16 protein-coding genes are annotated in these 20747 nt (G+C 73.5%); 14 read left to right on the top strand and 2 right to left on the bottom strand.

Annotated features, from left to right (window positions below):
- Positions 1-93 precede the first annotated feature (93 nt).
- From ACYQBY_RS02135 to polA, 7 genes are all read left to right on the top strand, one after another.
- Entirely contained in the window at positions 94-1257 is a 1164-nt protein-coding gene (locus tag ACYQBY_RS02135) for a branched-chain amino acid ABC transporter substrate-binding protein (protein WP_459642152.1), read from the top strand.
- 83 nt (positions 1258-1340) lie between these two features.
- A complete protein-coding gene (locus ACYQBY_RS02130; RefSeq protein WP_459642151.1) occupies positions 1341-2324 on the top strand; it encodes a branched-chain amino acid ABC transporter permease in 984 nt (327 codons plus the stop codon).
- Complete coding sequence (locus ACYQBY_RS02125; protein WP_459642150.1) at positions 2321-3442, top strand: branched-chain amino acid ABC transporter permease; 1122 nt, start codon at positions 2321-2323, stop codon at positions 3440-3442. Before ACYQBY_RS02130 ends, ACYQBY_RS02125 begins: the two co-directional genes overlap by 4 nt.
- Positions 3435-4256, top strand: a complete 822-nt coding sequence (locus ACYQBY_RS02120; protein WP_459642149.1) for an ABC transporter ATP-binding protein — start codon at positions 3435-3437, stop codon at positions 4254-4256. The genes ACYQBY_RS02125 and ACYQBY_RS02120 overlap by 8 nt, the downstream gene beginning before the upstream one ends.
- Positions 4243-5001, top strand: a complete 759-nt coding sequence (locus ACYQBY_RS02115; RefSeq protein ID WP_459642148.1) for an ABC transporter ATP-binding protein — start codon at positions 4243-4245, stop codon at positions 4999-5001. Before ACYQBY_RS02120 ends, ACYQBY_RS02115 begins: the two co-directional genes overlap by 14 nt.
- Positions 5002-5246: 245 nt before the next feature.
- On the top strand, positions 5247-5909 hold the full coding sequence (locus tag ACYQBY_RS02110; RefSeq protein ID WP_459642147.1) for an N-acetyltransferase family protein: 663 nt from the start codon (positions 5247-5249) through the stop codon (positions 5907-5909).
- Between the two features lie 64 nt (positions 5910-5973).
- Positions 5974-8742 carry a DNA polymerase I gene (gene polA, locus ACYQBY_RS02105; protein WP_459642146.1) on the top strand — a complete coding sequence of 923 codons (2769 nt, stop codon included), beginning with the start codon at positions 5974-5976 and terminating at the stop codon, positions 8740-8742.
- 24 nt (positions 8743-8766) lie between these two features.
- On the opposite strand, the gene ACYQBY_RS02100 is transcribed toward polA, so the two are convergent.
- Complete coding sequence (locus tag ACYQBY_RS02100; protein ID WP_459642145.1) at positions 8767-9630, bottom strand: GAF domain-containing protein; 864 nt, start codon at positions 9628-9630, stop codon at positions 8767-8769.
- A 96-nt stretch (positions 9631-9726) separates the two neighbouring features.
- Positions 9727-10587: a class I SAM-dependent methyltransferase gene (locus ACYQBY_RS02095; protein ID WP_459642445.1), complete on the bottom strand. Its 861-nt coding sequence runs from the start codon at positions 10585-10587 to the stop codon at positions 9727-9729.
- 250 nt (positions 10588-10837) lie between these two features.
- On the opposite strand from ACYQBY_RS02095, the gene rpsA reads away from it, so the two are divergent.
- The 7 genes from rpsA (at position 10838) to uvrB (ending at position 20736) form a co-directional block, all read left to right on the top strand.
- A complete protein-coding gene (gene rpsA, locus ACYQBY_RS02090) occupies positions 10838-12343 on the top strand; it encodes a 30S ribosomal protein S1 (RefSeq protein WP_459642144.1) in 1506 nt (501 codons plus the stop codon).
- A gap of 215 nt (positions 12344-12558) precedes the next feature.
- Entirely contained in the window at positions 12559-13671 is a 1113-nt protein-coding gene (locus tag ACYQBY_RS02085) for a sugar ABC transporter substrate-binding protein (protein ID WP_459642143.1), read from the top strand.
- Positions 13672-13817: 146 nt separating this feature from the next.
- Positions 13818-14618: an ATP-binding cassette domain-containing protein gene (locus ACYQBY_RS02080; RefSeq protein ID WP_459642142.1), complete on the top strand. Its 801-nt coding sequence runs from the start codon at positions 13818-13820 to the stop codon at positions 14616-14618.
- 159 nt (positions 14619-14777) lie between these two features.
- Positions 14778-16004 carry a sugar ABC transporter permease gene (locus ACYQBY_RS02075; RefSeq protein ID WP_459642444.1) on the top strand — a complete coding sequence of 409 codons (1227 nt, stop codon included), beginning with the start codon at positions 14778-14780 and terminating at the stop codon, positions 16002-16004.
- 15 nt (positions 16005-16019) lie between these two features.
- The gene (locus tag ACYQBY_RS02070; protein WP_459642141.1) at positions 16020-17300 is read left to right on the top strand and encodes an ROK family transcriptional regulator; all 1281 of its coding nucleotides are present in this window, start codon (positions 16020-16022) and stop codon (positions 17298-17300) included.
- 77 nt (positions 17301-17377) lie between these two features.
- Complete coding sequence (gene coaE / locus ACYQBY_RS02065; RefSeq protein ID WP_459642140.1) at positions 17378-18574, top strand: dephospho-CoA kinase; 1197 nt, start codon at positions 17378-17380, stop codon at positions 18572-18574.
- A 56-nt stretch (positions 18575-18630) separates the two neighbouring features.
- The gene (uvrB, locus tag ACYQBY_RS02060) at positions 18631-20736 is read left to right on the top strand and encodes an excinuclease ABC subunit UvrB (RefSeq protein ID WP_459642139.1); all 2106 of its coding nucleotides are present in this window, start codon (positions 18631-18633) and stop codon (positions 20734-20736) included.
- The last annotated feature ends 11 nt before the right edge of the window (positions 20737-20747 follow it).

The raw sequence follows: 20747 nt of genomic DNA, 5'->3' as shown, positions 1-20747 counted from the left end.
GCGCACATTGACTAGGGTCACCGCGTCCCGGTAATCACCTCCGGGACGCGGGGCCTCCACGTGCCCCGCCCGCACCGCTGGAGGAGGACCCCCGTGCGTTCTAGCGTCAAGTTCGTCACCCCGGTGGCCGCGATCGCGCTGCTGCTCACCGCCTGCGGCGGCACCACCGGCGGCAGCACGGACCCGACCAGCAGCGCCAGCGGCGGCGGCGGGGGTGCGTGCGAGGGCCTCAAGATCGGCTTCTTCGGTGCGCTCACCGGTGACGCCGCCAACCTCGGCATCAACATCCGCAACGGCGTGAAGCTCGCCGTCGACGAGCACAACGCCGAGAACGCCGACTGCAAGGTCGAGCTGCGCGAGTTCGACTCGGCGGGTTCCCCGGACCAGGCGCCGGGCCTGGCGAACGAGGCCATCCAGGACGACAAGGTCCTCGGCATCGTCGGCCCCGCCTTCTCCGGTGAGTCCAAGGTCGCCGACCCGCTGTTCAACGAGGCGGGCCTCGTGCACATCACGCCCTCGGCGACCAACCCGACGCTGTCGGAGCAGAGCTGGAAGACGTTCTTCCGCGTCCTGGGCAACGACAACACCCAGGGCCCGGCGGCGGCCACGTACATCAAGGACGTCCTGAAGGCGCAGAAGCCCTTCGTCGTCGACGACGCCACCGAGTACGGCAAGGGCCTGGCGGACATCGTCCGCGAGGAGCTCGGCGCCTCGGTCGTCGGCAACGACACCATCCAGCAGAAGCAGACCGACTTCGCCGCCACCGTCACCAAGATCCGCGAGTCCGGTGCCGACGCGGTCTTCTTCGGCGGGTACTACGCCGAGGCCGGCCTGCTGGTGAAGCAGATGCGCGACGCCGGCCTGCAGATGACGTTCGTCACGGACGACGGCGCCAAGGACGACGGGCTCATCCAGTCCGCCGGCGCGGCCGCCGAGGGCACCATCATCACCTGCCCCTGCCTGCCGCCCGAGGAGGCCGAGGGCACCTTCGCCGCCGACTACGAGAAGGCCGTCGGCGCCGCGCCCGCGACGTACTCCGCGGAGGGCTACGACGCGGCGAACATCCTGCTCGCCGGGATCGCCGACGGGAAGACCGACCGCGCCGGGCTGCTCGACTTCGTCCGCGGCTACGACGACGCCGGCGTCACCAAGCAGCTGAAGTTCGACGAGAAGGGCGAGCCGAGCGAGATCTCGGTGTGGGCGTACAAGGTGCAGGGCGGCAAGATCGTGACCGACCAGGAGATCGAGGTCGGCTGACCCTCCCGCCACCACCACCCCTCGCGGCGGGGTGCCCGTAAGGTACGGGCACTCCGCCGCCCCCTGACCCCAGAGGACCGCCTGTGAGCCTGTCGACGTTCCTCGACCTGACCTTCACGGGTCTGGTCGTCGGCGCCATCTACGCCCTGTTCGCCCTGGGGTACACCCTCGTCTACGGCGTCCTGCGCCTCATCAACTTCGCGCACTCCGAGGTCTTCATGTGGGGGACCTTCGCCGCCGTGTGGGTCATGACGGCGCTGGGTGCCAGCGGGGGGATGTCCGTGCCGGTGGCGGTCGCCTTCCTGCTGCTCGCGCTGGTGGCCGCCATGGCCGTCAGCGGCGGCGTCGCGCTGCTCGTGGAGAAGGTCGCCTACTCCCGGCTGCGCAGGAAGAACGCGCCGCCCCTGGTCGCGCTCATCTCCGCCATCGGCGCCTCGTTCCTCCTGGCCGAGGCCATGGGCCTGCGCGACCGCATCGCCGGCGCCGTGGGCCTGGGCGACGTGCTGGCCCCCTACGTGACCCGAGCCCGCGACATCACCCCGTTCGTCAACCCGCTGCCCAACGTCGAGCTCGTCCAGGTCGCCGGCTTCGGCATCCGCAGCAACCAGGTCATCGTGCTGGTCGCTGCGGTCCTCATGATGGTCGCCCTCGACCAGTTCGTCCGCCGCTCCCGCCTGGGCCGCGGTGTGCGCGCCGTCTCCCAGGACCCGGAGGCCGCCGCCCTCATGGGCGTCAACCGCGACCGGGTCATCCAGCTGACGTTCCTGCTCGGCGGGCTCATGGCCGGCGCGGCGTCGCTGCTGTACCTGATGCACATCGGCGTCACCCGCTTCAACGTCGGGTTCGTCCTGGGCATCAAGGCGTTCACCGCCGCGGTCCTCGGCGGCATCGGCAACATCCGCGGTGCCCTGCTGGGCGGGCTGGTGCTGGGCCTGGCCGAGAACTACGGCTCCAACATCTTCGGCACCGAGTGGAAGGACGTGGTGGCCTTCGTGCTCCTCGTCGTGGTCCTGCTGTTCCGGCCCACGGGCCTGCTCGGCGAGTCCCTGGGGAAGGCCCGCGCATGAGCACCGCCGCCGCTCCCGCCCGCCCGAGGGCGCGCCTGTCCGCCTCGCGCCCGCTGCGGATCGCCGCGCTCGTGGCGCTGGCGCTGTTCCTCTACGCGCTGCCGCTGCTGAACCTGCCGATCCTCTCCACCCCGGACAGCGACTTCCGCTCCGTGCTGTTCACGGTCGCCTCCTACGCGATCGTCGCGCTCGGGCTGAACATCGTGCTCGGCTACGCCGGCCTGCTGGACCTGGGCTACGTCGGCTTCTACGCCGTGGGTGCCTACACGGTCGCGGTGCTCGGGTCCCTGCACGGCAAGCTGCCGTGGCTGGTCCTCATCGTGCTGGCGGTCACCATCTCCACGGCCTCCGGCCTGCTGCTGGGTGCCCCGACGCTGCGGGTGCGCGGTGACTACCTGGCGATCGTGACCCTCGGGTTCGGGGAGATCATCCGCCTGGTGGCGCTGAACTCCGAGTGGCTCAACGGCGCCCGCGGCATCCAGGGCGTGCCCCGCCCGCCGGACCTGCCGCTGGTGGAGCTGCCCTCCCTGACCTGGCAGGGCGCCACCGCCTTCGTCGACCTGGGCAACACGAGCATCTTCATGAAGTTCGGGCTGCTCGACGCCACGCCCTACTACTGGCTGGCCCTGACGATCGTGCTGCTCATCCTGTTCGGCGACACCCTGCTGCAGAACAGCCGCGTGGGGCGCGCCTGGGAGGCCACCCGCGAGGACGAGGAGGCCGCCGAGCTCAACGGGGTGCCGACGTTCCGCTTCAAGCTGCTGGCGTTCGCGATGGGCGCCTTCATCGGCGGGCTGTCGGGGGCGCTGTTCGCCTCGCGGCAGGGCTCGGTGAACCCCGAGTCGTTCATCATCAACCTGTCGATGCTCTTCCTCGCCGCGGTCGTCATCGGCGGGCAGGGCAACCGCTGGGGCGCCCTGGTGGGCGCCGTGGTCGTCGCCTACCTGCCGGAGCGCTTCCGCGAGGCGGCCGACTTCCGGGTGCTCATCTTCGGCGTCGCGCTGCTGGTGCTGGCGAACTACCGCCCGCAGGGCCTGCTGCCCCCGCGGCGCAGCCGCCGCGCCAAGGCCGCGTCGCAGCAGCTCTCCGCACTCGAGGAAGGAGCGGCCCGTGGCTGAGGCCGCCGTGTCCGCGTCCGCGGCGCCGTCCGGCGCCGGCGGGCCCCTGCTCCGCATGGAGAACGTCACGCTGCGCTTCGGCGGCGTCGTGGCCCTCAACGACGTCAGCTTCGAGATCCACCCGGGGGAGATCCTCGGCCTGATCGGCCCCAACGGCGCCGGCAAGACGACGTGCTTCAACGCCCTGACCGGCGTGTACCAGCCCACCTCCGGTCAGGTCGTCTTCGACGGCAGCCCGCTGGGCCGGCGCAAGCGGTACCAGATCAACCGCCTCGGCATCGCCCGCACGTTCCAGAACATCCGCCTGTTCCAGAACATGACGGCCCGGGAGAACGTCCTGGTGGGGGCCGACGCCCACCACCGCACCGGCGTGCTCTCCGCGCTGTTCCGCCTGCCGCGGCACCGGCGGGAGGAGGCCGAGGGCAACCGCCTGGCCGACGAGCTGCTCGCGCTGATGGACCTGTCGCACCGGGCCGACGACCTGGCGCGCAACCTCTCCTACGGCGAGCAGCGCCGCCTGGAGATCGCCCGGGCGCTGGCCACGAAGCCGAAGCTGCTGTGCCTGGACGAGCCCGCCGCGGGGTTCAACCCGGTGGAGAAGCAGCGGCTCATGGAGCTCATCCGCCGGGTGCGGGACATGGGCAACACCGTCCTGCTCATCGAGCACGACATGCGCCTGGTCATGGGCGTCACCGACCGGATCGTGGTGCTGGAGTTCGGCAAGAAGATCGCCGACGGGCTCCCGGAACAGATCCAGAACGATCCCGCGGTCATCGCGGCCTACCTGGGGGTCGAGGACGATGAGCAGTCCTGACGGCAAGCCCGCGCGCGGCGGGGAGGACCTCCTCGTCGTGGAGGACCTGTCGGTCAACTACGGGCGCATCGAGGCCATCCGGGACATCTCCTTCCGGGTGCCGCTCGGCACGATCGCCACCCTGATCGGGGCCAACGGGGCGGGCAAGACGACCACCCTGAAGACCGTCTCGGGCCTGCGCGCGGTGCGGCGCGGCCGGATCCTCTTCGAGGGCGAGGACATCACCAAGGTCCCCTCCCACAAGCTGGTGCAGCGCGGGATCTGCCAGGCACCGGAGGGGCGCGGCATCTTCCCCGGCATGACCGTCGAGGAGAACCTCGACATGGGCGCCTACACGCGCAGGGACCGCCGCTCGGCGGCGCTGAAGCAGGACCAGGAACGGGTCTTCACGCTGTTCCCGCGCCTGCTGGAGCGCCGTGCGCAGCCGGCGGGCACCATGTCCGGTGGTGAGCAGCAGATGCTCGCCATCGGCCGGGCGCTGATGTCGCGGCCCAAGCTGCTGCTGCTGGACGAGCCGTCGATGGGTCTGGCGCCCAAGCTCATCCAGCAGATCTTCTCGATCGTGCGGGAGATCAACTCCCAGGGCACGACGGTGCTGCTGGTGGAGCAGAACGCCATGCAGGCGCTGCGCACCGCGGACCTGGCCTACGTGCTGGAGACCGGCGAGGTGGTGCGCGAGGGCACCGGCGCGCAGCTCGCGGAGGACGACAGCATCCGCGCGGCCTACCTCGGCGGCGACGTCTGAGCAGCGCCCGCGCCCCGGCCCGCGGCCGGTACCCCGCAGCGGGTGCCAGCCGTCGGCGCGTCTCCGCCGGATCACCCCGCGTCATCTCCGTTCAGCTCTGCGCCACCGTTCCGGGGAGCGCTCTCACGGGACGGGCACCGCGGGTTCACGGCCCATTTACGTCCGGCCCGGCTGGCCCCTAGAGTTCGCCCGGGTCGCGTTCCGCGGCCGCCGGCACGGGGGCCTGGTCGTTCGAGGAGGACGCTGTGGCACGACCTCCAGTGGAGGTACGTCTGGCGACCACCGCCGACGTGGACGCGCTGATGGAGCTCTACGGGCAGGCCCGCTTCGACTCCACGCCGCTGCGCATCACCACCGTGCAGGTCCGCGCCCGGCTCGAGCGGGCCCTCGGCGACGGCTCGGTGCGGGTGCTGCTCGCCACGCTCGGGGCCCGGCCGGCGGGGTACGCGCTGCTCTCGCCGCAGACGCTGCTGCCGCTGACCACGAGCGCCGGCCCGTGCGTGGAGCACCTGCACGTCAGCCCCGACCTGCGCCGCCGCGGCGTGGGCCGCGCCCTGCTGCGGCGCGCTCTGGCGCTGGCCCAGGAGGAGGGCGCCGACGAGCTGACCTGCACCGTCCTGCCGGGCGACCGGGAGTACACCCGCTACATGGCCCGGCTGGGTTTCGCCCCCGTCGTCGTGCGCCGCGCCGTGCCGCTGGCGGTGCTGCGGCGCAGGCTGTGCCCGGACGACGTCTCGGCCAGCACCGAGGACCTCCTCGCCCGGCGCCGCTCCCTGCGCGGGCGCCTGGCGCGGGCGCACGCCGCCGTCTCCCGCGCCGCGGACCCCGACACGCTGCCCGGCCGCCGTGCCGCGCGCCGCGCCGGGCTCGGCGAGGGCGTCGTACCGGGCGCGGCGCCGGCCTCCTGAGCGGGCCGCGCGCCGCGGCGGGCGCCCGGCGCGGACGTCGGTGCCAGCACCTACGCTGAGCGCCGTGACCGCAGAAGCCGCCGCGCCGACGTCCGCGACCACCCCCGCGCGCCGCGCCGCGCCGGGAACCCGGCCGCGGCTGCTGCTCGTCGACGGGCACTCCCTGGCGTACCGGGCGTTCTACGCGCTGCCCGTGGAGAACTTCTCCACCAGCACCGGGCAGCACACCAACGCCGTGTACGGCTTCACCTCGATGCTCATCAACGTCCTGCGCGACGAGGAACCCACCCACCTCGCGGTGGCCTTCGACGTCTCGCGCCAGACGTTCCGCACCGAGGAGTACGCCGAGTACAAGGCCAACCGCGCCAAGAGCCCCTCGGAGTTCGCCGGTCAGGTCGAGCTCGTCAAGGAGGTCCTCGACGCGCTGAACGTGCCCGTGGTGGTGAAGGACGGCTACGAGGCCGACGACGTCCTCGCCACCCTCACCACCCGCGCCGTCGCCGCCGGCTACGACGTCCTCGTCTCCACCGGCGACCGCGACTCCCTGCAGCTCGTCGGCGAGCACGTCACGGTCCTGTACCCCCGCAAGGGCGTCTCGGACCTGGTCCGCATGACGCCGCAGGTGGTGGAGGAGCGGTACGGCGTCCCGCCGGAGCGCTACCCGGACCTCGCCGCGCTCGTCGGCGAGGACAGCGACAACCTGCCCGGCGTGCCCGGCGTGGGCCCCAAGACGGCCGCGAAGTGGATCACCACCTACGGCGGGCTCGACGGGGTGGTCGCCCACGTCGACCAGATCAGGGGCAAGGCGGGGGAGAGCCTGCGGGCCCACCTCGACGGGGTCCTGCGCAACCGCCGCCTCAACGCCCTGGTGCGCGACCTCGACCTACCCGTGGAGGTGGCGGACCTGCACCGGCGGGCGTGGGACCGCGAGCGGGTCCACACCGTCTTCGACGGCCTGGAGTTCCGCGTCCTGCGCGAGCGCCTCTTCGCGACGCTCACGGCCGCCGAGCCCGAGGCCGAGGAGGGTTTCGGCGTCGACGGGCGCGTCCTGGACCCCGCCGAGGTGCCCGGCTGGCTCGCCGAGCACGGCGGCGGCACCCTCGGGCTGCACGTGGCCGGCACCTGGGCGGGTGGGCGCGGCGACGCCGGCGGCCTGGCGCTGGCCACCGACGGCGGCACCGCCGCGTGGCTGGACCCCGCCACCCTCGACGAGGCCGCGGAGCGGGCCCTGGCGCAGTGGCTGGCCGACCCGGCGCGCGGCAAGGTCGCGCACGACGTGAAGGGCCCGGCGCACGCCCTGGCCGCCCGCGGCTGGACCCTGGCCGGGCTGCGGCAGGACACCGCCCTGGCGGCGTACCTGTGCTACCCCGACCAGCGCAGCTACGACCTGTCCGACCTCGCCGTGCGCCACCTCGGCCGCGAGCTGCGCGCCGAGACGAGCGCGGCGCCGGCCGGCGACCAGCTCCTGCTGGACGCGGGGGACGGCCCGCTGGGCGCGGACCGGCACGCCGCCGCCGAGGACGCGATGGTGCGCGCCCTGGCGGTGGCCGAGCTGGCCGGGGTCCTCGGCGCCGAGCTGGAGCGCCGCGGCGGCACCCGGCTGCTGCACGAGGTCGAGCTGCCGCTGGTGGACGTGCTGGGGGGGATGGAGCGCGCGGGCATCGCCGTGGACGCGGACCTCCTCGCCGAGCTGGAGCGGCGCTTCGCGGAGAAGGTGGAGCAGGCCCAGGCGCTGGCGTACGGGGTCATCGGCACCGAGATCAACCTCGGCTCGCCCAAGCAGCTGCAGACGGTGCTGTTCGAGCAGCTCCAGATGCCCAAGACCAAGCGCACCAAGACCGGGTACACCACCGACGCCGACGCCCTGGCGGCGCTCTACGTCAAGACCGAGCACCCCTTCCTGATGCACCTGCTCGCCCACCGCGACGCCAGCCGCCTCCGGCAGACGGTGGAGGGGCTGCGCAAGGCGGTCGCCGACGACGGCCGCATCCACACCACGTTCAACCAGATGATCGCCGCCACGGGCCGGCTCAGCTCCACCGACCCCAACCTGCAGAACATCCCCATCCGCACTGAGGAGGGCCGGCGCATCCGCGAGGCCTTCGTCGTGGGCGCACCGGCCGGCGGCGTGGAGTTCGAGAGCCTCATGACCGCCGACTACTCCCAGATCGAGATGCGGATCATGGCGCACCTGTCGGGTGACGAGGGCCTGATCGAGGCGTTCCGCTCGGGGGAGGACCTGCACCGCTTCGTCGGCTCGCGGGTCTTCGAGGTCGAGCCCGCCGAGGTCACCGGCGAGATGCGCGCCAAGATCAAGGCCATGTCGTACGGCCTGGCGTACGGGCTGTCCCCGTTCGGGCTCTCCAACCAGCTGAAGATCTCCGTGGAGGAGGCCAAGGCCCTCATGGAGGACTACTTCTCCCGCTTCGGCGGGGTGCGCGACTACCTGCACGGCATCGTCGGGCAGGCCCGGCACACCGGGTACACCGAGACGATCCTCGGCCGGCGCCGCTACCTGCCGGACCTGACCAGCGACAACCGCCAGCGCCGGGAGATGGCCGAGCGGATGGCCCTCAACGCTCCCATCCAGGGCTCGGCGGCCGACATCATCAAGGTCGCGATGCTCGGGGTGGACGCGGCGCTGCGCGCCTCCGGCTTGCGCTCGCGGGTGCTGCTGCAGGTCCACGACGAGCTGGTGCTCGAGGTCGCGGCGGGGGAGCGGGAGGCGCTGGAGGAGCTGGTGCGCCGGGAGATGGCCGGCGCGGCGGAGCTGTCGGTGCCGCTGGAGGTCTCGGTGGGCACCGGCCGCTCCTGGCACGAGGCGGCGCACTGACGCACCCCGCGGCAGCGGGTCGCGTCAGCGCAGCAGGCGGAAGTCCTCCAGGATCGCCACGGCCTCGGCGGCGTTGCGGCGCAGCACGCCCAGCTCCCGCTCGTCCAGCTCGTGCGGGCGCAGGTCCAGCACGCAGTGCGCGCCGATGACGTGCCCGTCGGCGGTGGCCAGGGGCGCCCCCGCGTAGCTGGCGAAACCGTCGACCGTGACCAGCGGGTTCTCCCGCTGCACGGGGTCGTGGCGGGCGTCGGGCACCACGTACGGCTCCCCGCTGGAGACCGCGTGGGCGCAGAAGGACCACTCCGCGGGCGTGCCGCCGGCCTCGGCGATCCAGCCGGTCACCCCGCAGCTGCCGGCCACGACCTGCGCACCGTCGAGCACGAGCGTGGTCAGCCCCACGGGCCGCTCCAGCGCCGCGGCGGTGCGCGCGGACAGCTCGTCGAGGCGCTGGCGCAGCACCGGGTTGTCGAGGTCGTACATCGCCTGCGTCGCCAGCCTCGCCGCGTCCGGCAGGGGCAGGCCCGCCACCGCGCGCGGGCCGGGCACCTCGCCGCGCGTCGCGCCGGCGGAGGGCGCGGAGGAGGGGCCCCCGGGGGAGGGCACCTGGCGGGAGAGCTGCTCCCAGGTCGTCAGGCGCACCCGCAGCGTGCGGGCGCACACGGCCACGGCCGGGCAGAGGGAGGCCTCCATCGCCGCGATGAGGACCTCGAGGTCCTCCCGGCCCCGCTCCGCACCGCTCAGCCCGGTCATGGCCAGCAGCAGGTCCCACTCCTCGCGCCACTGCGCACCGACGGCGCGGGCGACGGCGGAGCGGGCGTCGGCGAGGGTGGGCCTGCGCAGGTGGTACGCACCCGTGCCAGAGGACGCCGCCGGCTCGTCGGTGATCACAGGTGCCTTCCGCCTCGAGGTGCGGGCGCCGCAGGGTGCGGGCGGCCCGTGACGGCCGTATCGGCAGGCGCGGACCCGGGCTTGAGCGCGGGTCCCTCAGCGGGCCGAACGCGCCACGAACACCGCGGTGCCGGGCACCAGCTCCCCGCGCAGCCGGCTCCAGCCACCCCAGACGGCCTCGCCCGCCTGCCACTCCGGCTCCACCAGGTCCTCCAGCGAGAACCCCGCGGCCCGCAGCGCCCGCACCCAGTCCGAGAGGGTGCGGTGGTGCTCGACGTAGCGCACGACGCCGTCCTCGTCGGCCTCCACGTACGGGGTGCGGTCGAAGTAGGAGGAGCGCACCACCAGGCCCTCGGGGCCGGGCACGTCGGGCAGCGCCCAGCGCAGCGGGTGGGCCACGCTGAAGGCCAGCAGCCCGCCGGGCACCAGCACCCGCGCGACCTCGGCGAGCACCTCGCCCACGTCCGCCACGAAGGGCAGCGCCCCGTACGCCGAGCACGCCACGTCGACGCTGGCGTCGGCCAGGGGCAGGCGGCGCGCGTCGCACTGCACCAGCGGCGTGCGGACCCCGGCGGCGGCGTCCAGGGCGCGGGCCTCGCGCAGCATCCCGCCGGAGATGTCGGTGCCCACCACGAGCGCGCCCCGCGCGGCCAGCCAGCGGGAGCACTGCCCCCCGCCGCAGCCGATCTCCAACACCCGCAGGCCGCGCACGTCGCCGAGCAGCCGCGCCCCGGCCTCGCGCAGCCCCTCCGGTCCCCAGACGAAGTCGGAGGTGCCGAGGAAGGCGCCGTGCTCGGCGCGGTAGCCGGCCGCGTCGGCGTCCCACCAGCCGCGGTTGGCCCGGGCGGAGGTGTCCGCGTCGACGGCCCAGCGCCCGACGCGGGGCTGCGGCCCCAGCACGGCGTCAGCACCCTCCCAGGTGCCCTCCCCCGTGCCCTCCCCGGAGGAGCCGGGCATCCCGCCGGGCTCCTCGTCGTCGCTGCCGCGGTGCGCGTTCACCGGCCCATCCTGCCCGCCGCCGGGGGGCGGCGGGACCGCGCCCGTCCGTGCGGGGGTGCTTTGCCCCCCGCTGGGGCCGCGGGTAGGGTGAGGGTGCGAGCACCGCGCCCACGTCCTCCCCCGAGGGTTCGGCGGACCGGTCTCGCGGCCGTGCGGAACACCCCGCGCGACCCCCATCGACGACTGTCCACGACGGAGCCCCTCCTTCATGACCACCACCACGACCGCACCGGCGGGTACGACCCCTCAGATCGCGATCAACGACATCGGATCGGCTGAGGACTTCCTCGCCGCGGTCGACGCGACGATCAAGTACTTCAACGACGGCGACATCGTCTCCGGGACGATCGTCAAGGTCGACCGCGACGAGGTGCTGCTCGACATCGGGTACAAGACGGAGGGCGTCATCCCCTCCCGCGAGCTCTCGATCAAGCACGACGTCGACCCCAGCGAGGTCGTCGGCGTCGGTGACGAGGTCGAGGCCCTGGTCCTCCAGAAGGAGGACAAGGAGGGTCGGCTGATCCTGTCCAAGAAGCGCGCGCAGTACGAGCGCGCCTGGGGCACGATCGAGGCCAAGAAGGAGGCCGACGAGGTCGTCGAGGGCGTCGTCATCGAGGTCGTCAAGGGTGGTCTCATCCTGGACATCGGCCTGCGCGGCTTCCTCCCCGCCTCGCTGGTGGAGATGCGCCGCGTGCGCGACCTGCAGCCCTACGTCGGCAAGACGATCGAAGCCAAGATCATCGAGCTGGACAAGAACCGCAACAACGTGGTCCTGTCCCGCCGCGCCTGGCTGGAGCAGACCCAGTCCGAGGTCCGCCAGACCTTCCTGCAGACCCTGCAGAAGGGCCAGGTCCGCTCCGGCGTGGTCTCCTCCATCGTCAACTTCGGTGCGTTCGTGGACCTCGGCGGCGTCGACGGTCTCGTGCACGTCTCCGAGCTGTCCTGGAAGCACATCGACCACCCGAGCGAGGTCGTCGAGGTCGGCCAGGAGGTCACCGTCGAGGTGCTCGACGTCGACATGGACCGCGAGCGGGTCTCCCTGTCGCTGAAGGCGACGCAGGAGGACCCGTGGCAGCACTTCGCCCGGACCCACGCCATCGGTCAGGTCGTGCCCGGCAAGGTCACCAAGCTCGTCCCGTTCGGTGCGTTCGTCCGCGTCGACGACGGCATCGAGGGCCTGGTCCACATCTCCGAGCTGGCCGAGCGCCACGTCGAGGTGCCCGAGCAGGTCGTCCAGGTCAACTCCGACATCTTCGTCAAGGTCATCGACATCGACCTGGAGCGCCGCCGGATCTCGCTCTCGCTCAAGCAGGCGAACGAGTCCGTCGCCGCCGCCGGCGAGGAGTTCGACCCCTCGCTGTACGGCATGGCCGCCGACTACGACGAGCAGGGCAACTACAAGTACCCCGAGGGCTTCGACCCGGAGACCAACGAGTGGCTCGAGGGCTACGAGACCCAGCGCGAGGAGTGGGAGCGGCAGTACGCGCAGGCCCACGAGCGCTGGGAGGCGCACCGCCGCCAGGTCGCCGAGGCCGCCGAGGCCGAGGCCGCCCGCGAGGAGGCCGGCGAGAGCGAGCCCGCCGCGGCGTCGTCCTCGTCCTCCGCTCCCTCGAGCGCGTCGAGCTACACCTCCGAGGCGCCCGAGGCCCAGGGCACCCTGGCCTCCGACGAGGCGCTGGCCGCCCTGCGCGAGAAGCTCACCGGCGGCGCCTGAGCCGTCCGCGGCGGCGTGAGCCGCTGAACCACGAGAGCCCCGACCGGGTCCCGGTCGGGGCTCTCGTGCGTCGCGGACCGCCGCGTCACGGGCCGGGCGGGAAATCGATAACGGAATCGTCACGGCGGAGACTGCAAGCGGTTGCCACCCATATGTTGTCGCGCACAACATAACCTCGTGCGGCTCTCGCCGGGGTTCGATGCGAAGGAGCATCCATGCGCGTGCGCAGCACTGCCCTCCTCGCCGCGGCTGCGGCGGGCGTCCTCCTCACCACCGCCTGCGGCGGCGAGTCCGGGACCGCCGGCAACGCCGAGCCCTCGGCCTCCGGCTCCGCCTCCTCCGGCGCGGCCGGCGACGCCGGCAAGGTCGGCGTGATCCTGCCCGACACCGAGTCCTCCGTCCGCTGGGAGTCCTTCGACCGCCCCGCGCTGGAGAAGGCGTTCGAGGCGGCCGGTGTCGAGGCGGACATCCAGAACGCGCAGGGCGACACCCAGCGCATGCAGACCATCGCCGACCAGATGATCACAGAGGGCGTCACCGTCCTCGCGATCGCGAACCTGGACTCCGACTCCGGCGCGGCCATCCAGGCCAAGGCCAAGCAGAACGGCGTCCAGACGATCGACTACGACCGCCTCACCCTCGGCGGCTCCGCCGACTACTACATCTCCTTCGACAACGTCCGCGTCGGCGAGGAGCAGGGCAAGGGCCTGGCCAAGTGCCTCGGCGAGGGCCAGAAGAAGATCATGTACCTGAACGGCTCGCCCACGGACAACAACGCGACGCTGTTCTCCCAGGGCGCGCACAGCGTCCTGGACAAGATGACGAACTACGCCAAGGTCGCCGAGCAGGCCGTGCCCGAGTGGGACAACCAGCAGGCCGCGACCATCTTCGAGCAGATGCTCACCCAGGCCGGCGGGCAGGTCGACGGCGTCCTCGCCGCCAACGACGGCCTCGGCAACGCCGCCATCTCCATCCTCGCCAAGAACGGCCTGGCCGGGAAGGTGCCGGTCACCGGGCAGGACGCCAGCGAGCAGGGCCTGCAGAACATCCTCGCCGGCACCCAGTGCATGACGGTCTACAAGCCGGTCGGCGAGGAGGCCGACGCCCTCGCGAAGGTCGCCATCGCGCTGGTCAAGGGCGAGAAGCCCGAGACCACCGGCACGGTGGAGGACTCCGAGGGCAAGCGCCAGGTGGCCTCCATCCTCCTGGAGCCGCAGGCCATCTTCCGCGACAACGTCAAGAAGGTCGTCGACGACGGTTTCGTGGAGGCCTCGGCGGTCTGCACCGGCGACTTCGCCAAGCACTGCACCGAGCTCGGCATCTCCTGACGCCCCGCCGCACACGGCCGCGGCCCCTCCGGGTGGCCGCGGCCGTGTCCGGCGCGCCCCGCTCCGCACGACCCGCACCCGGGTCGCGCGACCGCGACCCCACCGCGCCCGCCGCTGACCGGGCACCCCGAGCCAGGAGAAACCCCATGACCCACGAAACCCCCGCCGGGACGGGCACACCGCTGCTGTCCCTGCGCGGGATCGACAAGCGCTTCGGGGCCGTGCAGGTCCTGCACGGCGTGGACCTCGACGTCAACGCCGGGGAGGTCACCGCCCTCGTCGGGGACAACGGCGCCGGCAAGTCCACCCTCGTCAAGTGCATCGCCGGCATCCACCCCATCGACGGCGGGGAGTACTTCTTCGAGGGCCGCCCGGTCTCGGTGCACGGACCCAAGGACGCCTCCACCCTGGGGATCGAGGTCGTCTACCAGGACCTCGCGCTGTGCGACAACCTCGACATCGTCCAGAACATGTTCCTCGGCCGCGAGGAGAAGCGGGCCGGCCTGCTCGACGAGCCGACCATGGAGGAGATGGCGCGCAAGACCCTCGCCAGCCTCTCGGTGCGCACCGTCCGCTCCGTGCGCCAGCTCGTCTCCAGCCTCTCCGGCGGGCAGCGCCAGACCGTGGCGATCGCCAAGGCGGTGCTGTGGAACTCCAAGGTCGTCCTCCTCGACGAGCCCACCGCCGCCCTCGGGGTCGCGCAGACCCGGCAGGTGCTGGACCTGGTGCGGCGCCTGGCGGACAACGGCCTCGGCGTGGTGCTGATCTCCCACAACCTCAACGACGTGTTCGAGGTCGCCGACAGCATCACCGCCCTCTACCTCGGCCGCTCCGCCGCCACGGTGCGGACCAAGGACGTCACCAGCAGCCAGGTGGTCGAGCTCATCACCGCCGGGCGCTCCGGCGACCTCGGCCTCGCCCCCGCCACCGCGTCCGCCCCCGTCTGAGGAGCGGACAGCATGTCCCCGTCTGAGGAGCAGACCATGAGCGCCACACCGGACAGCCCCACCCGCGACGGCGGGACCGGCCGGCCCGGGGCACCCGGCGCCACCGAGGCCCAGCGCATCGCCGAGCTGGCGCGCGCCACCGCCTCCGGCGGCAGCCCCATGGCCGAGCCCGCGCGCGAGCCCACGCTGGGCGAGGGGCTGCGCGCCTACCTGACGCGGCTGCGCGGCGGCGACATCGGCTCCCTGCCCGCGGTGCTGGGCCTGGTCGTGCTGTGCCTCCTGTTCTCCGCGCTGCGGCCGGAGACGTTCCCCACCGCGCTGAACATCGCGAACCTGCTCGTGCAGGCCTCCGCCATCATCGTCCTGGCGATGGGCCTGACGTTCGTGCTGCTGCTGGGTGACATCGACCTGTCCGCCGGGGTCGCCGGCGGCGCCTCGGCCGCCGTGATGGCGCTGGTGCTCAACGACGCCGGCCTGCCCTGGTACCTCGGCATCGCCGCCGCGCTGGTGACGGGTCTGCTCCTCGGTACGGTGATCGGCGTGCTGGTGGCCAGGGTCGGGATCCCGTCGTTCGTCGTGACCCTGGCGTTCTTCCTCGGCATCCAGGGCATCACCCTGCGGCTGATCGGCGAGGGCGGCACCATCGGCGTGCGCGACCCCGTCGTGGTGGCCGTCGCCAACGGCAACGTGCCCGTCGGGCTCGGCTGGGCGCTGGCCGTCGGCGCCTCGGCCGCCTACGCCCTGTTCACGCTGCGCCGCTGGGCGGGGCAGCGCCGGCGCGGGCTGACGCGCGACAACATCGTGCTGGTCGTGGCGCGCGCCGCGGGGGTGGCCGCCGTCCTGCTCGCGGTGACGGCGGTCCTGTCGCAGAACCGCGCGCGGGTGCAGACCATCGTCCTGGCCGGCATCCCGTGGTCGGTGCCGATCATCGCGGTGCTGCTGGTCGTGCTGACGCTGGTGCTGGGCCGCACCGCCTACGGCCGCCACGTCTACGCCGTCGGCGGCAACGCCGAGGCCGCGCGCCGCGCCGGCATCTCGGTGACCCGCATCCGCATCTCCGTCTTCATGATCGGTTCCACGCTCGCGGCGTTCTCCGGGGTCATCGACGCCTCGCGGCTGAACTCGGTGGCGCCCGGCTCCGGGGGCGGCAACACCCTGCTGCTCGGCGTGGGGGCGGCCGTCATCGGCGGCACGAGCCTCTTCGGCGGCAAGGGCAAGGTGAGCAACGCCGTCATCGGCGGCCTCGTCATCGCGGTCATCGCCAACGGCCTGGGTCTGCTGCAGCAGGCCGCGTACGTCAACTTCCTCGTCACCGGCGCGGTGCTGCTGCTGGCCGCCGCGGTCGACGCCGTCTCCCGCCGCCGTCGCGCGGCGGCGGCGGTCTGAGGGCCCGCGGGACCCGTGGCGCCCGCGGGTGTGCCGGCCGGGCGCGGCACGGCACTGGGACGAGGGCAGGAGGACCTGCGGCGGCACAACCTCGCCGCGGTCCTCGGCCTCGTCCACGAGGTGGGTGCCACCACGCGCGCGGAGCTGACCCGTGCCCTGGGCCTGAACCGCTCGACCGTCGGTGACCTGGTGGGCAGCCTCGCCGAGGCGGGGCTGCTCACCGAGGACCGGCCCACCGACACCGCCCCGGGGAAGGTGGGGCGCCCCTCGCTGGTGGTGCGCCCGCGGCCCGGCGGGGTCTGCGTCGTCGCCGCCTACGTGGACGTGCACGGGCTGGAGGTGCTGCGGGTGGGCCTGGGCGGGGAGGTGCTCGGGCGCCGGCGCGAGCCGCTGGCGGAGGACGTGCCCCCGCAGGTCGCCACCCGCAGGCTGACGGAGCTGGCGGCGGAGCTGCTCACCGGCTCCGGTGCCGGACCCGTCGGGGCGGCCGTGGCCGTGCCGGGCACCGTGCACGCGGGCACGGGCCTGGTGGCGGCGGCGCCCAACCTGGGCTGGCACGGGGTGCCGCTGCGGCAGATGGTGGCGGAGTCCCTGGCGGCGGTGTTCGGGCGACCGGTCGCCACCCACGTCGCCAACGACGCCGACCTCGGCCTGCTGGGGGAGCAGCGCCGCGGGGCCGCCGTGGGCTGCGGGGACGTGGTGTACCTCTGCGGCACCTACGGCCTGGGCGGGGGCGTCCTCTCCGGCGGTCACCCGGTGACGGGCAGCCGCGGCTACGCCGGGGAGGTGGGCCACCTCAGCGTGGACCCCGCCGGGCGGGCGTGCCGCTGCGGGAGCCGGGGGTGCTGGGAGAGCGAGGCGCTGGCGGCCGCCTGGGCGGACCCGCTGGAGCTGGACGCGCAGGCCCCCGACATCGCGGCGCAGATCCTGCACCGACTGGAGGTGGGGGGCGTGGCCGCCCGCCGCACCCGGGACAAGCTGTCGCGGGCCTTCGCCCGCGGGCTGGCGAACGTCTTCAACGTCTTCGACCCGCAGCTGATCCTCCTGGGCCGCGGCCTGTGGCGGGACCTGTGGGACGAGGTCGCCGGCGACGTCATGCCGTGGGTGGACCGCCTCGTCATGCCCGCCCTGCGGGAGGGGGTGCAGGTCCGCACCGCCGCCCTGGGAGGGGACTCCACCGTCCGCGGGGCGGCCGAGCTGGCGTTCACGGACCTGCTGGCCGACCCGCTCGGCGGCTCCGTCGGCCACCTGCCCGCCCGCCCCGCCGGCGACGCACCGGCCGCCGCCGGGGCCTGAGCGCGCCCGCGCCGCGGGCCGTGGCGTGCCGCTGCCGTGGCGTGCCGCTGCGGTGGCGTGCCCCTACGGTGGCGGGCGTGCTGCGGGTGGGGCTGACGGGCGGGATCGGCGCGGGCAAGTCGACGGCGTCGCGGCGGCTGCGGGAGCTGGGCGCGGTGCTGGTCGACGCCGACGTGCTGGCGCGCGAGGCCGTCGCGGCGGGCACGGCCGGCCTGGCCGCCGTCGTCGCCGAGTTCGGGGAGGGCGTGCTCACCGCGGCGGGGGAGCTGGACCGGCCCGCCCTGGGGCGGCTCGTCTTCGGCGACGAGGAGCGGCGCCTGCGGCTCAACGCGATCGTGCACCCGCTGGTGGCCGCGCGCCGCGCCGAGCTGGCCGCGGCCGCCGCCCCCGGGGCCGTCGTCGTGGAGGACGTGCCGCTGCTGGTGGAGAACGGGATGGGCGCGGAGTACCACCTCGTCGTCGTGGTCCACGCCGAGCGGGCCGAGCGGCTGCGCCGGCTCGTGGCCGACCGCGGCATGGACCCCGGGCAGGCCACCGCCCGGCTCGCCGCGCAGGCCGACGACGCCGCGCGCCTGGCCGCTGCGGACGCGGTGCTGGACAACACCGGCACCCCCGCGGACCTGCTGGAGCGGGTGGAGGAGCTCTGGCGGCGGCGCCTGCTGCCGTTCGAGGAGAACCTGCGCCTGCGCCGGCGCGTCCACGGCCCGCCCCTGGCGCTGGTGCCCTCCACGCCGCGCTGGGCCGCCGAGGCCGCCCGCGCGGGTGCGCGCGTGGCCCGGGCCGCGGGCGGTGCCTGCCGGGGCGTGGAGCACGTCGGCTCCACCGCCGTCGCCGGGCTGCCCGCCAAGGACGTCCTCGACCTGCAGCTGGCCGTGCCGTCCCTGGAGGCGGCGGACGCGGTGGCCGACGCCCTCGCCGCGGCCGGCTTCCCCCGCGCGCCGGGGGAGTGGTGGGACACCCCGAAGCCGCCGGAGACCGACCCGGCGCGGTGGCGCAAGCGCTACCACGGCGGCGCCGACCCGGCGCGACCCGTGCACCTGCACGTGCGGGTGCACGGCTCGCCCGGCTGGCGCTGGGCGCTGCTGTTCCGCGACTGGCTGCGCGCCGACGCCGCCGCCCGCGCCGGCTACGCCGCGCTGAAGGTGGAGCTGGCCGCGCGCAGCACGGACACCGGGGAGTACGCCGATGCGAAGGAGCCGTGGTTCACCGAGGTCGCACACCCGCTCGCGGAGGAGTGGGCGCGCCGGGAGGGCTGGCAGCCGCCGGGCGGCTGAGCCCGCGCTCCGGTCGTCGCGGGTGGGTGTCGCAGGCGGCGCCTACTGTGGTGCCCATGCGGCCCACGACCGACATCAAGCGCTCCCTCGCCCCGTTCCAGGTCGTCTCCGACTTCTCCCCCTCCGGGGACCAGCCCGCCGCGATCGCCGAGCTGGCCCGGCGGATCAACGCGGGGGAGCAGGACGTGGTGCTGCTCGGGGCGACGGGCACGGGCAAGTCGGCGACGACGGCGTGGCTCATCGAGCAGGTGCAGCGCCCCACCCTGGTCATGGCGCCGAACAAGACCCTCGCCGCCCAGCTGGCCAACGAGTTCCGCGAGCTGCTGCCGCACAACGCGGTGGAGTACTTCGTCTCCTACTACGACTACTACCAGCCCGAGGCGTACATCGCCCAGACGGACACGTACATCGAGAAGGACTCGGCGATCAACGAAGAGGTCGAGCGGCTGCGGCACTCGGCGACGAACTCCCTCCTCACCCGCCGCGACGTCGTCGTGGTCGCGTCGGTGTCCTGCATTTACGGCCTCGGCACCCCGCAGGAGTACGTGGACCGCATGGTGGCCCTGGAGGTGGGGCAGAGCATGGACCGCGACGAGCTGCTGCGCCGCTTCGTGGAGATGCAGTACACCCGCAACGACATCTCCTTCACCCGCGGCACGTTCCGGGTGCGGGGCGACACCGTCGAGATCATCCCGATGTACGAGGAGCACGCGATCCGCATCGAGTTCTTCGGTGACGAGATCGACCGCCTCTACACGCTGCAGCCCCTGACGGGGGAGATCCTGCGCGACGAGCAGCACGTCTACGTCTTCCCCGCCTCCCACTACGTCGCCGGCCCCGAGCGGCTGGAGCGCGCCATCGGCCTGATCGAGGAGGAGCTGGGGCAGCGGCTGCCCGAGCTGGAGCGGCAGGGCAAGCTGCTGGAGGCCCAGCGCCTGCGCATGCGCACCACCTACGACATCGAGATGCTCCGCCAGGTCGGGAGCTGCTCGGGCGTGGAGAACTACTCCCGCCACTTCGACGGGCGCGGGCCCGGCACCGCCGCCAACACCCTGCTGGACTACTTCCCCGAGGACTTCCTCCTCGTGATCGACGAGTCGCACGTCACCGTGCCGCAGATCGGCGCCATGTACGAGGGCGACATGTCCCGCAAGCGAACCCTGGTGGACCACGGCTTCCGGCTGCCCTCGGCGATGGACAACCGCCCGCTGCGCTGGGAGGAGTTCCTCGAGCGCGTCGGTCAGACCGTCTACCTCTCCGCCACCCCCGGCCCGTACGAGCTGTCCAAGGGCGACGGCGTGGTGGAGCAGATCATCCGGCCCACCGGCCTGATCGACCCCGAGGTCGTGGTCAAGCCCACCAAGGGGCAGATCGACGACCTGCTCCACGAGGTCCGCGAGCGCGCCGAGCGCGACGAGCGGGTCCTGGTGACGACGCTGACGAAGAAGATGGCCGAGGACCTCACCGACTACCTGCTGGAGCAGGGCGTGCGGGTGCGCTACCTGCACTCCGACATCGACACCCTGCGCCGGGTGGAGCTGCTGCGGGAGCTGCGCCAGGGGGAGTACGACGTCCTCGTGGGCATCAACCTGCTGCGCGAGGGCCTGGACCTGCCCGAGGTGTCGCTGGTGGCGATCCTCGACGCCGACAAGGAGGGTTTCCTGCGCTCGGGCACCTCCCTGATCCAGACGATCGGCCGCGCGGCGCGCAACGTGTCGGGCCAGGTGCACATGTACGCCGACCGCATCACCGCCTCGATGGCGCACGCCATCGAGGAGACGAACCGGCGGCGGGAGAAGCAGGTCGCCTACAACCGCGAGCGCGGGGTGGACCCGATGCCGCTGCGCAAGAAGATCGCCGACATCACCGACCTCATCGCGCGGGAGGACGCCGACACCGCGACCCTGCTCGGCGGCGCGGGGCGGCAGCAGTCGCGCGGCAAGGCCCCGGTGCCGGGCAAGGGCCGGGGCGGCGGGGACGACGGCCGCCGCGCGGCGCTGTCCCTGCCGCAGACGGAGCTGGCCGACCTGATCCAGCAGCTCAGCGAGCAGATGCACGCCGCGGCCGCGGAGCTGCAGTTCGAGCTGGCGGCGCGGCTGCGCGACGAGATCGGGGACCTGAAGAAGGAGCTGCGCGGGATGCAGGCGGCGCAGAAGGTCTGAGCGGCGCGCGC

The sequence above is a fragment of the Kineococcus anabasis genome (assembly GCF_054590795.1).
This window is presented reverse-complemented; position numbering and strand designations above follow the sequence as displayed.